This window comes from Pseudomonas parafulva (assembly GCF_002021815.1).
GTDB classification, from domain to species: Bacteria; Pseudomonadota; Gammaproteobacteria; order Pseudomonadales; family Pseudomonadaceae; genus Aquipseudomonas; species Aquipseudomonas parafulva_B.
Genome location: NZ_CP019952.1, coordinates 2,984,951 through 2,999,072 on the forward strand (window position 1 = coordinate 2,984,951; position 14,122 = coordinate 2,999,072).

The window sequence follows — 14,122 nt, forward strand, 5'->3', positions numbered from 1 at the left end:
TCACGCGCGCCCCTGAGTTTCGGTGGTCGCGTCCAGGCACTGGCACACCTCGCGCAACACCTGGGGCTGCTTGAGGATGTCGAAGTGCGACGCCTGGATGAGCGTTGCGTCGTCATGGCTGAACCGCCGTTGATAGGCGTGGGCCGGCGCGCCGTACCCCTCCTCTGCCCACCAGAAGCTGGCCGGGCACTCGATGGCGGGCAGCGGCGCCAGGTGTCGCGACAGTGCCTTGAGGCACAGCGCCACCGTAAAGGCATGCACCAGTTCCTCGGCAGCAAAGCGCGGTGAATCACCGCTGCCCAGCACGTGGGCCTGCACCTGCGCTACCAGGGCTTCGAGGGCCAGGTGGGAGCCATCCGTAGACAGGTCGAACGTCGGCAGGCTTTCGGGCGGCTGGTCCAGGATGATCGACAGGAAGTTGCGCAGCTCTTCGGTCAGGTCGTCCTCTGGGCCGTGGTCACCGGGCACGAAGCTGTCCACCAGCCCAACGAAGTGCACGCAGTGGCCCTGCCCTTCCAGCACACGGGCGACCAGCAGCGCCAGCGGCCCGCCCAGCGACCAGCCCAGCAGGTGGTACGGCCCTTGTGGTTGCTGTTCGCGGATGAACCCTGCGTAGTCCTGGGCCATGGCTTCCAGCGAGCTGTCCTGCCAGTGCTTGTCCAGCAGCATGCGGCACTGCACGCCGATGACCTGGCGCACTCCGTCCAGTCGCCGCGCCAGGGGCTCGTAGTCGAACACGGTGCCGAACCCTGCGTGCAGGCAGAACAGGGGCTCGCATTGCGCGACCGGACCGTTGAGCGGCAGCAGCGGTGACGGCACTGCCACGGCGTCATCCACATAACCGGACAACTCGGCGATGGTGGGTTTGCTCATCATGTCACGCAGCTTCAGCTCAATGCCCAGCGCCGGTTGATTGCGCACCTTGGACAACACCTTCAGGGTGCGCAAGGAGTCGCCGCCCAGCTCGAAGAAGTTGTCCGTCACCCCGACCTGCTCCAGCTCCAGCACCTCTTGCCAGATCGCGACAAGGCCCGCTTCGAGGGCGTTGCGCGGCGCCACGTACTCGCGGCCCTTGAAGGACGGGTCTGGCAGCGCCTTGCGGTCGACCTTGCCGTTGGGGCTCAGCGGCAGGTGTTCCAGCACCAGGATCTGGCTGGGCACCATGTAGTCGGGCAAGCCCTGTTGCAACGCCATGCGCAGCGCCTCGCCTTGCAGCGCCGGGCTGCTGGTGGCCACGTAGCCGATCAGTTGCTTGCCGCCTTCGGTGTCACGGGCCACGACGACCGCATCGCGCACCTGGGGTTGACTGCGCAAGCGGGCCTCGATTTCGCCCAGCTCGATGCGAAAGCCCCGGATCTTCACCTGATGATCCAGGCGGCCAAGGAAGTCGATCACTCCGTCTGCGCGGCGGCGCACCAGGTCGCCGGTGCGGTACAGGCGCGCGCCACGGCCACTGGGGTCGGCGACGAAACGCTCGGCGGTCAGGCCTGGCCGCGCATGGTAGCCCCGCGCAAGCCCCTCCCCGCCAATGTACAACTCACCCGGTACGCCATCGGGCAATGGGTTCAGGCCGGCATCGAGAATGTGCAGGGTACGCTCGCCCACCCGTGTGCCAATCGGCGCATAGGCCGCCTCGCAGCGCTGGTCGGTATCGACCACCCACAACAACGGCGTGACCACGGTTTCGGTAGGGCCGTAGCCATTGGTCAGCAGCCTTGGGCGCAGGGTGCGCTTGACCAACTCGAAATTGGCATCGGCCACGGCGTCGCCGCCAAAGCAGTAGATCTGCACCGGTGGCGGGTTGTCGAAGGCCTGGCCGTATTCGGCCAACTGTTGCAGGTACGCAGGCGGGAAACAGGCGATGGTGATGGCCTGCTCATGCAGCACCTGCCAGGTTTCCTCGGGCGTCCACAGACGGTTGTCGCGCACCACCAGCTGACCACCGGCCGCCAGGGTGGACAGCCAGCGCTCCTGGGCGCCATCGAAGGCGAACGACATGAACAGCAATTCGCGGGTTGCCTCGCTCATCCCATAGCGCTCGATGATGGCCTGGCAGTGCATGGCCAGCGGCCCGCGGGCGACCGCAACGCCTTTGGGCTTGCCCAGCGAACCGGAGGTGTAGATCAGGTACGCCAGGTTGTCCTCGTCGATCGCGACCGCCGGCAAGGCGACCTGCGCCTGCACCGGCGCAAGCGATTCGAGCAGCAGGGTGTCGACCCCTTCGGCGCTTGGCAAACGTTCACTGACGCTGGCCTGGCTGATGAGCAGTCGCATGGCCGAGTCCTCGATGATCCACTGCACCCGCTCGCGTGGGTAGTCGATATCGACAGGGACATAGGCAGCGCCGGTCTTGAGCACCGCATAGAAGGCCACGATCATGTCCACCGAGCGCTCCAGCGCCACCCCGACACGCACCTCCGGGGCAGCACCGGCCTCGATCAGGGCCACGGCCAGGCGGTTGGCGCGCGCCTCAAGTTCGGCATACGTCAGGGACCGCCCGGCGCAGCTGACCGCCACCTGCTGACCACGGGCCTGCACATGCCCGGCAATGCGCTGCAGCAGCGGCGTGCGGGTCGGGTTGGCGACCAGCCGGTTGGCCTGGGCTTGCTGGCGTTCAGCGTCGGCATCAAGCATGGGCAGGCTGCCGATGGCTGCCAGTGGGTCGCCCAGCAGCGCTTGAAGCAAGCGCTCGAAGCTGCGCCGGATGCCTTGGCAGGCGGCGGGGCTGAAGCGGCTGCGCCAATAAAGGAACTCGATGCTCAAGGTGTCATCCAGGTGCACGGCGAGGTCCATGGCATAGTTGGTCACGTCGCGGCCTTCGCTGGCGCCGAAGCGCAAGCCGTCTTCACCGGCGTCTTGCAGGCGCTCGTCCAGGGGATAGTTCTCGAACACCACGATGCTGTCGAACAGCGCCTGCCCGCTTTGCCCGGACCAACGCTGCACATCGGCCAGAGAGACGTGCTCGTAGTCACGCACCTGCACGTTGTAGTCCTGCAGGGCCTGCAACCACTGGCCCACCGGCTGTTCGGGCGCAGGTGCCTGGATGATCGGCAGCGTGTTGATGAACAGGCCCAGCATGTCTTCAGCACCCGGCAGGTTTGCCGGACGACCGGCAACGGTTGCGCCGAAGCACACGCGCGATTGCCCGGTGTAGCGTTGCAGCAGCAGCAACCACGCCGCCTGGATCAGCGTGTTGGGCGTGACCCGCAGGCGCTGGGCCTGATCACGCAGTTGCCGGGTTTGCGCGGCGTCCCAGTTCAGGTACAGGGCGTCGTAGCCGTCGGCCTCGGCGACGGGCGCTGGATGCAACCCGGTGGCCAGCAGGGTGGGCCCTTCCAGCCCGGCCAGCTTGTCTTTCCAGAAGTGCTCCATCTGCGCCTGGGGCTGGGCGGCCAGCCAGCCGATGTAGTCGCGGTAGCTGCCGCGCTTGCCGGGCAGTGCTTGCCCACCGTACACGGCGAACACCTCGCCAAGCAGGCGTGAGTGGCTCCAGCCGTCCATGAGGATGTGGTGGCTGCTCCAGATCAGTTGCTGGCGCTGCTCGTCCAGGCGCACCAGGGTCAGGCCCATCAAGGGCGGGTGCAGCAGGTCGAAGCCGCGGGCGTAGTCCTGTTCGGCCAGGCGTTGCAGGTCGGCGACGCTGACCGGGCGATCCCGCCAATCGAGCTCGCGCACACGCAGTTCGGCGCGCTTGGCCACCCATTGCAACGGCTCGCTGAGGTGGCTTTCGGTCCAGAACCCAGTGCGCAGGATTTCATGGCGATCGACCATGTGCTGCCAGGCCGCAATGAAGCGCGCGTTGTCCAGCCCTTGTACCTGCACACTGGTTTGGCTGACGTACAGCCCCTGTTGGGCGGCTTCGAGGGTATGGAACAGGATGCCCTGTTGCATCGGCGACAGCGGGTACAGGTCTTCGACAGCCCCGGCCGGCACCGGCAAGCGGTCCAGCTGCGCCTGGCTCAGCCCTGCGAGCGGGAAGTCGGACGGGGTCAGGCAGGGGTGCTCCAAGGTCAGGCAGTGTTCAATGACCGCACGTAGCTCGCCCACATAGGCCTGGGCCAGTTCCTCGATGGTGCCCGCGGCGAACCGCTGGCGGCTGAAGGTGAAGTCCAGCTTCAGGGCGCCCTCGAACACCTGCCCGTTGATGGTCAAGGCATTGCCCAGCGGCGCCTGATCACTGACCTGGCGCCCACCGCTCTGCGCAGCCGGGGCGAACAGCGCGTCGTCCTCACGTGCGGCGCTGCCGTCGAACTGGCCCAGGTAGTTGAAAGTGATGCGTGGCTGCGCCAGGGTGGCCAATGCCTGACGGGTGGCCGCATCGCCCAGATAACGCAGCACTCCAAAGCCAAGGCCCTTGTCCGGGATGGCACGCAGGTGCTCCTTGACCTGCTTGATGGTGTCCCCCACTGGCCCCGCCACCGGCAGTCTCACGGGGAACAGGCTGGTGAACCAGCCCACGGTACGGGTGAGGTCGACGTCATCGAACAGCGTCTCGCGGCCGTGGCCTTCCAACTCGATCAATGCCGCCTGCTCGCCCGTCCATTGACAGATCACCCGTGCCAGGGCGGTCAACAGCAGGTCATTGACTTGGGTGCGGTAAGCGGCCGGGGCCTGCTGAAGCAGTTGTCGGGTCAGCGCTGGATCCAGTTCAACCTGCACGGTGTGGGCGTCGCCCACCTGCTGGCTGCCTTGGGCATCTTCGCCAGGCAACGTCTGGGCAAAGCCCTGCAGTTGGGCCTGCCAGTAGGCCAGTTGCTGGCATAGGGTTTCGCTTCGGGCGTGGGCTTGCAGGCGTTCAGCCCAGGCCTTGTAGGCGCTGGTCTTGGCCGGCAGGCTGAGCGGCTGCCCGGTCAGGCACTGCTGGTAAGCCTGTTGCAGGTCCTCGAACAGAATGCGCCACGACACGCCATCGACCACCAGGTGATGGATCGCCAGCAGTAAGCGCTGACTGCCATCGGCCAGGGTGGCCAACACCGCGCGCAGCAGCGGGCCCTGGGCCAGGTCCAGGCTACGCTGGGCATCGTCGCACAGGGCGGTGAGTGCCTGGGCATCGGTCACCTCGCGTTGCCACAGCAGCGCCTGGGGACTGTCGCCGTGGCAGGCCTGCCAACCCTGCTCGCCTTCACTGAAGCGCAGGCGCAGGGCATCGTGGTGGTGCACCAACGCCTGCAACGCCTGCTCCAGCGCAGGCCCTTGGAGCGGCGCGCTCGGCACCAGCAACACCGACTGGTTCCAGTGGTGACGCTGGGCAATGGCCTCACTGAAGAAGCTGTGCTGCACAGGGAGCAACGGCGTGCTGCCGGTGACCGCACCTTGGTCGATCTGCAGAGCTGTGTCTGCCGTGCCAACGACCTGGGCCAAGGCCCGGAGGGTCTGGTGCTGGAACAACGCTTTCGGGGTCAGGTGCAGCCCCAGTTGCCGCGCTCGGCTGACCACCTGAATGGAGATGATCGAGTCACCGCCCAGCTCGAAGAAGTTATCGTCCACCCCGACCCGCTCAAGCTTCAGCACGTCTTGCCAGACTGTGGCCAACTGCTGTTCGAGCGCTGTCTGCGGGGCGGCGAAGGCATGGCTGCTAGCGGCCTCGGGCAGCGGCAGTGCCTTGCGGTCGATCTTGCCGCTTGGGCTCAATGGCAGGCTGTCGAGCACCACCAAGTGCGCCGGCACCATGTAGTCCGGCAGGCTCGCTTTCAAGGCATCGCGCAGCGTGACCGCAGCCACCTGCGTGACCACGTAGCCCACCAGTTGCGGCCCATTGGGACCAGGCTGCGCCATGACCAGCGCCTCGCTGACACCGGCCTGCGCCAGCAGGCAGGTCTCGATCTCGCCCAGCTCGATACGGAAGCCACGGATCTTCACCTGATGGTCCACCCGGCCGACGTATTCGATCACGCCATCGGCACGGTAGCGCGCCAGGTCGCCCGTGCGGTACAAGCGCCCGCCGTTGCCGCCGAACGGGTCGGGCAGGAAGCGCTCGGCGGTCAGCGCACTGCGGCCGAAATAGCCGCGCGCCAGCAACTGGCCGCCGATCACCAGCTCACCTACGACACCGGTCGGCACCGGCTGCCCGGCGTCGTCCAGCAGGTAGATGTCCCGCCCTGGCAAAGCCGTGCCGATCGGCAAGGTGTGAGGCACGGGTTGTTCGCCCAGCACGTACGGGGTGCAGTCGAGCGTGGTGGAAGTGACCGTGGTTTCGGTCGGGCCGTAGGTGTTGAGCAGGCGCACATGGCCCAGCCCGGCCTTGTGCCAGGCGGCCATGCCTTCAGGCGGCATGGCTTCGCCGCCCGCATGAATCTGGCGCAGCTGCCCGTAGTCGCGTGGCCCTACGCTGGCGAACTGGGTGGCCAGCAGGTTCCAGTACGCGGTCGGCAGGTCGGCCACGCTGATGCCGTGGGCCAGCACCCGCTGGTAGAACGTCTCGCTGTCCCAGATTTCGTTGCCCCGCAGCATCACGGTGGCACCGCAGACCAGCGGGGCGTACAGCTGCTCGACGAAGGCGTCGAAGTTGAACGTGGCGAATTGCAGCACGCAGTCGGAAGCGTGGATATCGGAATACCACTGGGCCACGAAAGCGTGGCGGGTCAAGGCACCATGGCTGATGGCCACGCCCTTCGGCCGGCCGGTCGAGCCGGAGGTGAAGATCACGTAGGCCAGGTTGTCGGCGTGCACGCGGTTGAGCGGGTCGCTGTCGGCGCCGCTGCCGTCCTCAGGCGTATCCAGCAGCAGGCACTGCACCTGCGCGTCCAGCGCCAGCGCTTGGCGCAAGTGCGACTGGGTCAACAGCAGCGCGATGCGGCTGTCCTCGACCATCTGCTGCAAGCGCTCGCGGGGGAATTTCGGATCGAGCGGCACGTAGCCGCCGCCTGCCTTGAGCACGGCCAGCAAGGCGATGACCATCGGCGCATCGCGCTCGACGGCGATGCCGACCAGCACGTCCGGGCCCACGCCCTGGGCGATCAGGCGGTGGGCCAGGCGGTTGGCCGCCGCGTTGAGCTGGGCGTAGGTCAGCTCGGTGGTTTCAGTGATCAGCGCAGTGTGGTGCGGAACGCGCTGGGCCTGCTGCTCGAACAGCACATGGGCAGGGGCCAGGCTTGGGTATTGACCGGCGGCCATGCCCCAGTCCTGCACCGGGGCGTGCTGGCGCCCGTCGTCCAGCAGGGTCAGATCGCCCAGGCAAAGCCCGTCGGGCCCCTCGACCATTTGCAGGAGCAAGTGGGCCAGGTTGTCACTGATGCCCGCGATACCCGGCGCATCGAACGCCTCGCCCGCGTAGGTAAAGTGCAGCAGCACGGTGGACCCGGCGTTTACGCTGACGGTCAGCGGGTAGTTGCTCTGCTCATGGTTGTCGATGCTGCCAAAGCGCAGGTCCACGGGCGCTGCTTGCAGCGCCTCGGAAACCGGATAGTTCTCGAACACCAGGATGTTGTCGAACAGCGCTTCACCGCCCTGCCCGGCCCAGCGCTGGATATCGAAGAGCGGGGTGTGCTCCTGCTCGCGCAGTGCCAGGTTCAGTTGCACAAGCGCATGCAGCCACGCCTGCAGCGGCTGATCTACCTGGGGGCTGGCCACTACCGGCAAGGTGTTGATGAACAGGCCGATCTGCTGCTCCACACCGCTGATCGCCGCCGGGCGCCCGGCCACGGTGGCCCCGAACACGACGCCGTCGTGCCCGGTGTAGCGTTGCAGCAGCAACAGCCAGGCCGCCTGGATGACGGTGTTGAGGGTGACCTTGTGGCGCCGCGCAAAGGCGTTCAGACGCTGGGTGTGATGTTCGTCCAGCCGGTGGTAATGATCGTATTGACCTGAGCTGCGCGTTGCCGGCTTCAAGGCTTGTGCCAGCAGGGTCGGTGCCGGCAGGCGGGCCAGTTGATCGCGCCAGAACGCCTCGCTGGCCTGACGGTCCTGACGCAGCAACCAGCCGATGTAGTCGCGGTACTGCGTAGGCCCTTGGGTGACCGGGTGACCGGCATAGCGCTGGAGCACTTCGCCCAGAAGCTGCGAGGTGCTCCAGCCGTCCATCAGGATATGGTGGCTGGTGTAGATCAGGTGATAGTCCTGCACATCGGTCTGTGCAAGTACCAGCCTGAGCAACGGCGCGGTATGAAGCTCGAAGCCACGTTGCAGTTCGCTTTGCGCCAGGGCATCAAGGGTTGCTTGCGCAGAGGTTTCGTCGCGCAGGTCCAGCAGGCGGAACGGCAGCTCGACCCGATTCATGACCACCTGCACGGCCTGCTCGAACTGCCAGTTGAACCCGGTGCGCAGGATGGCGTGGGCATCGAGGGTGGCCTGCCAGGCACTGCGGAATCGCTGTGGGTCGAGCCCACCGATGTCCAGACGCATCTGGTTCAGGTAATCGCCACTTCCCTGTTCGTAGAGGCTGTGGAACAACATGCCCTGCTGCATCGGGGACAGCGGGTAGATGTCCTCAAGGTTGGCCGCAGGCACCGCAAGCTGGTCCAGTTGCGCCTGGTCAAGACTGGCCAGGGGGAAATCGGACGGCGTCACGCCGCCCGCGTCAGGCGCCAGGCAGTGTTCGATCAGCGCTTGCAGTTGTGCGCCGTAGGCATCGGCCAAGTCCTCGATGGTCTGCACCTCGAACTGCTCGGCGCTGAACGTCCAGTCCAGGCTCAGGCAACCGTCGTACACGCGCCCGTTGAGCACCAGCCAATTGTCCAATGGGGCATCTGGGCTTTGCTCACGGCCGCGCTTTTCGGTAGCCGGGGTGAACAAGGCGTCATCGTCGTCGGCAAAACTGCCGTCGAACTGGCCCAGGTAGTTGAAGGTGATACGCGGCGTCGCCAGGGCCCCCAGGGCCTCGCGTGTGGCAGCGTCCCCCAGGTAGCGCAGCACACCATAGCCGATACCCTTGTCAGGGATGCCGCGCAGGTGTTCCTTGACCTGGCGAAGCGTGTCGCCAAGGTCGGTCGACACGGGCAACTTCACCGGGAACAGGCTGGTGAACCAGCCCACGGTACGGGTGAGGTCGACGTCGTCGAACAGCTCCTCGCGGCCATGGCCTTCCAACTGGATCAGCGCGGCCTGTTCGCCCGTCCACTGGCAGATCACACGGGCCAAGGCGGTCAGCAGCAAGTCGTTGACCTGGGTGCGGTAGGCCGCAGGCGCCTGCTGCAACAGGCGACGGGTTTGCTGGGCGTCCAGGCGGGTCTGCACAGTCTGGGCGTGGTGCCCCTGCATGCCCGCATCGGCCTTGGCGCCCGGCAGGTCTGTGCGTTGACCACGCAGTTGCGCCAGCCAGTAATCCTTCTGGCCCAGCAGCGCCGGCTTGTGGGCATGCGCCTTCAGTTTCTGCGCCCAGGCCTGGTAGGCCGTGGTCTTGCTCGGCAGTTTCAGGGGCTGCCCGGCCAGGCATTGTGCGTAGGCCTGTTGCAGGTCCTCGAAGAGGATGCGCCACGATACGCCATCGACCACTAGGTGATGGATCACCAGCAGCAAGCGCTGGCTGCCGTCGGCAAGGGTGGCCAGCACCGCGCGCAGCAGCGGGCCGTGGGCCAGGTCCAGGCTGCGCTGGGCATCGTCGCACAGGGCGGTGAGCGCCTGGGCATCGGCCACCTCGCGCTGCCACAGCAGCGCCGTCACGGGCTCGCCATGTTCGGCCTGCCAGCCTTGCTCACCCTCGCTGAAGGTAAGCCGCAACGCATCGTGATGCTGCACAAGGGCCTGCAATGCCTGCTCCAGTGCAACGCCCTCAAGCACGGTGCGTGGTACCAGCAGCACTGACTGGTTCCAGTGGTGACGCTGGGCAATGGCTTCGCTGAAGAAGCTGTGCTGCACCGGCAGCAGGGGCATGCCGCCGAGGACGGTACCCTGGTCGATGTGCACGGCGCTGTCGCCAGTGCGCACGACCTTGGCCAGGGCGCGCAGGGTCTGGTGCTGGAACAGTTCCTTGGGCGTGAAGTGCAGCCCCTGCTGACGGGCTCGGCTGACCACCTGGATGGAGATGATCGAGTCACCGCCCAGCTCGAAGAAGTTATCGTCCACCCCGACCCGCTCAAGCTTCAGCACGTCTTGCCAGATACGCGCCAGTTGCTGTTCGAGCGGGCGCTGGGGGGCGATAAATGCCTGGTTACTGGAGGCCTCGGGCAGCGGCAGTGCCTTGCGGTCGATCTTGCCGCTCGGGCTCAGCGGCATGTGGTCGAGCAGCATGAGATGGGCGGGGACCATGTAGTCCGGCAGGCTCGCCTTGAGCGCTTCGCGCAGCGTCTGCACGTTTGCATCTGCAACCAGGTAAGCGACCAGTTGCGGCCCGTTCGGGCCAGGCTGCGCCATGACCAGCGCCTCGCTGACACCGGCCTGCGCCAGCAGGCAAGTCTCGATCTCGCCCAGCTCGATACGGAAGCCACGGATCTTCACCTGATGGTCCACCCGGCCGACGTATTCGATCACGCCATCGGCACGGTAGCGCGCCAGGTCGCCCGTGCGGTACAAGCGCCCGCCGTTGCCGCCGAACGGGTCGGGCAAGAAGCGCTCGGCGGTCAGCGCACTGCGGCCGAAATAGCCGCGCGCCAGCAATTGGCCACCGATCACCAGCTCACCCACGACACCGGTCGGCACCGGCTGCCCGGCATCGTCCAACAGGTAGATGTCCCGCCCTGGCAAAGCCGTGCCGATCGGCAAGGTGTGAGCCACGGGTTGTTCGCCCAGCACGTACGGGGTGCAGTCGAGCGTGGTGGAAGTGACCGTGGTTTCGGTCGGGCCGTAGGTGTTGAGCAGGCGCACACGGCCCAGCCCGGCCTTGTGCCAGGCGGCCATGCCTTCAGGCGGCATGGCTTCGCCGCCCGCATGAATCTGGCGCAGCTGCCCGTAGTCGCGTGGCCCTACGCTGGCGAACTGGGTGGCCAGCAGGTTCCAGTACGCGGTCGGCAGGTCGGCCACGCTGATGCCGTGGGCCAGCACCCGCTGGTAGAACGTCTCGCTGTCCCAGATTTCGTTGCCCCGCAGCATCACGGTGGCACCGCAGACCAGCGGGGCGTACAGCTGCTCGACGAAGGCATCGAAGTTGAACGTGGCAAATTGCAGGACGCAGTCGGATGCGTGGATATCGGAATACCATTGGGCCACGAAGGCGTGGCGGGTCAAGGCACCATGGCTGATGGCTACGCCCTTCGGCCGGCCGGTCGAGCCGGAGGTGAAGATCACGTAGGCCAGGTTGTCAGCGTGCACGCGGTTGAGCGGGTCGCTGTCGGCGCCGCTGCCGTCCTCAGGCGTATCCAGCAGCAGGCACTGCACCTGCGCGTCCAGCGCCAGCGCTTGGCGCAAGTGCGACTGGGTCAACAGCAGCGCGATGCGGCTGTCCTCGATCATCTGCTGCAAGCGCTCGCGGGGGAATTTCGGATCGAGCGGCACGTAGCCGCCGCCTGCCTTGAGCACGGCCAGCAAGGCGATGACCATCGGCGCATCGCGCTCGACGGCGATGCCGACCAGCACGTCCGGGCCCACGCCCTGGGCGATCAGGCGGTGGGCCAGGCGGTTGGCCGCCGCGTTGAGCTGGGCATAGGTCAGCTCGGTGGTTTCAGTGATCAGCGCAGTGTGGTGCGGAACGCGCTGGGCCTGCTGCTCGAACAGCACATGGGCAGGGGCCAGGCTTGGGTATTGACCGGCGGCCATGCCCCAGTCCTGCACCGGGGCGCGCTGGCGCCCCTCTTCGAACAGCTTCAGCTCACCCAGGCAGCGCTGGGGCGAGCCGTCCGCCATCTGCGCCAGCAGATGGGCCAGGTGGCCTGCAACCTGGGCCATGCGTTCGGCACTGAACTGCGCCGCGTCATAGCTGTAATGCAACAACAGGTCGGCCCCGGTGCTGACGCTCAGGGTCAGTGGGTAGTTGTTCTGCTCATGGCTGTGCACGTCACCAAAGTGCAGGTCACTGACGCCGCCTTGCTGCAGCGCCTCGGACACAGGGTAGTTTTCGAATACCAGCAGGGTATCGAACACTCCATCGCCGCCCTGCCCGGCCCAGCGCTGCACATCACTCAGCGCACTGTGTTCGTGGTCCCGAAGTGCCAGGTTGATGCTTTGTACGGTCTGTAACCAACCGGCCAGCGCCAGCTGCGGCTCGGGCCGCGCGACCACCGGCAGGGTATTGATGAACAGGCCGATCTGCTGCTCGATGCCCTGCAACTGCGTAGGCCGGCCCGCGACCGTAGCCCCGAATGCCACGCTGTCGTGGCCGGTGTAGCGCTGCAACAGCAACAGCCAGGCGGCCTGCACGAGCGTGTTGAGGGTGACTTTCTGCTGACGGGCAAAGCCGTGCAACTGTTCGGTCATCGCAGCGTCCAGGCGCCATTTCAATTCGCCTTGCCCGGTCTGGCCGGTGGCGGCGCACTTGAGCGCACGGCTCAGCCAGGTCGGCTCCTCAAGGGTGGCGAACTGTGCGCGCCAGAAGGCCTCGCTGGCCTGTTTGTCCTGGCGTTGCAACCAGCCGATGTAGTCACTGTAGCGCCCGTTCAGGCTCTGCAGCGCCTGGCCTGCGTAGTGCTGCAGCACCTCGCCAAGCAGCTGCGAATTGCTCCAGCCGTCGAGCAAAATGTGATGGCTGGTATAGATCAGCTGATAGCGATCATCCCCCGTGCGGGCCAGCGTCAAGCGCAGCAGTGGCGCCTGGGCCAGGTCGAAGCCTTGCTCGCGTTCGGCATCAGCCAGGCGGGTCAATGCAGCGTCAAGATCTTCATGGCCACGCAGGTCGATTTCACGGCACGGCACCTGCACCTGCTTGCGCACCCACTGCAGCGGCTGGGCCAGCCCGCCTTGCCAGAGGAACCCGCTGCGCAATATGTCATGGCGCTGGACCACCGCCTGCCAGGCCTCACGGAAACGCTCGGGCGCCAGCCCCTCGACGCTGACCGACAGCTGGTTGATGTAGTCCCCCCCTTGTTGCTCAAGCAAGCTGTGGAACAGCATGCCCTGCTGCATGGGCGAGAGCGGGTACAGGTCCTGGACGTCCGCCCAGGGCAGGCCAAGGGCGTCCAGCTGTGGCTGATCGAGCATGGCCAGCGGGAAGTCCGAAGGCGTCACCCCGGCACTGCCCGGCAACAGGCAGTGGGCGACCAGCTGGCTCAGCTCGCGTGCGTAATCCTGCGCCAACCGCTCGATGTCGCTGCGCTCGAACATCGCTTCGCTGAAGGTCCAGCCCAGGCGCAATTGGCCTGCGTACACCTGGCCGTTGATGCTCAGCCAATTGCCGAGCGGGGCCTCGGCGCCCTGTTCAGCGCCGGCGTCCTCGCTGGCTGGCACGAACAGGGCACCCTGGTCGCTGGCAAAGCTGCCGTCGAACTGGCCCAGGTAGTTGAAGGTGATGCGCGGCTCGGCCAGGCCGTTGAGGGCTGCCTGCGACTGGGCGCTGCCCATGTAGCGCAGGGCGCCGTAGCCGATGCCCTTGTCAGGGATCGCGCGCAACTGCTGCTTGACGCGCTTGATCGCGTCGGTCACCTCAGCGGCATCGTCCAGGCGTACCGGGAAGGCGCTGGTGAACCAGCCCACTGTGCGGGTCAGGTCGACCTCGTCGAACAGCGCTTCACGGCCGTGCCCTTCGAGCTGGATCAGCGCCGAGGCCTGCCCAGTCCAGCGGCAGATCACGCGGGTCAGCGCGGTCAGCAGCAGGTCGTTGACCTGGGTGCGGTAGGCCGCCGGGGCCTGTTGCAGCAATTGCCGGGTCAGCGTGTCGTCCAGGCGCGTGTGTACCGTACAGGCATGGCGTTTTTCCAGGCTGGCGTGAGGACGCGCGCCTGGCAGGTGGTCGGCGGCGCCTGCGACCTGCGCCTGCCAGTACGGCAGCTGCTCGGCCAGGGCCGGGGTTTGCGCCAGTGCCTGCAGGCGTTCTGCCCAGTGCTTGTAGGCCGTGGTCTTGGCCGGCAGCGACAGCGCCTCGCCTGCCAGGCACTGCGAGTAGGCCTGCTGCAGATCGTCGAACAGAATGCGCCAGGACACACCGTCCACGACCAGGTGATGAACCACCAGCAACAGCCGCTGACTGCCATCGTCCAACTCCGCCAGCACAGCCCGCAGCAGCGGCCCTTGGCGCAGGTCGAGGCTGCGCTGGGCCTGCTCGCACAACGCGGTCAGGGCCTGGCCGCGCGCGGCCGTGGCGTGCCACAGCAAAGGCGCCTGC

At 66.6% G+C, this 14,122-nt stretch carries 1 protein-coding gene (only partly in view); it reads right to left on the minus strand.

Going from position 1 to position 14,122, the window contains the following annotated elements; genetic code table 11:
• On the minus strand, positions 1-14,122 hold the 3' portion of the coding sequence (locus B2J77_RS13435) for a non-ribosomal peptide synthetase (RefSeq protein ID WP_078478835.1). It continues 3,566 nt past the right edge of the window; 14,122 of the gene's 17,688 nt are visible here — the last part of the coding sequence; its start codon lies off the right edge, out of view; the stop codon is at positions 1-3.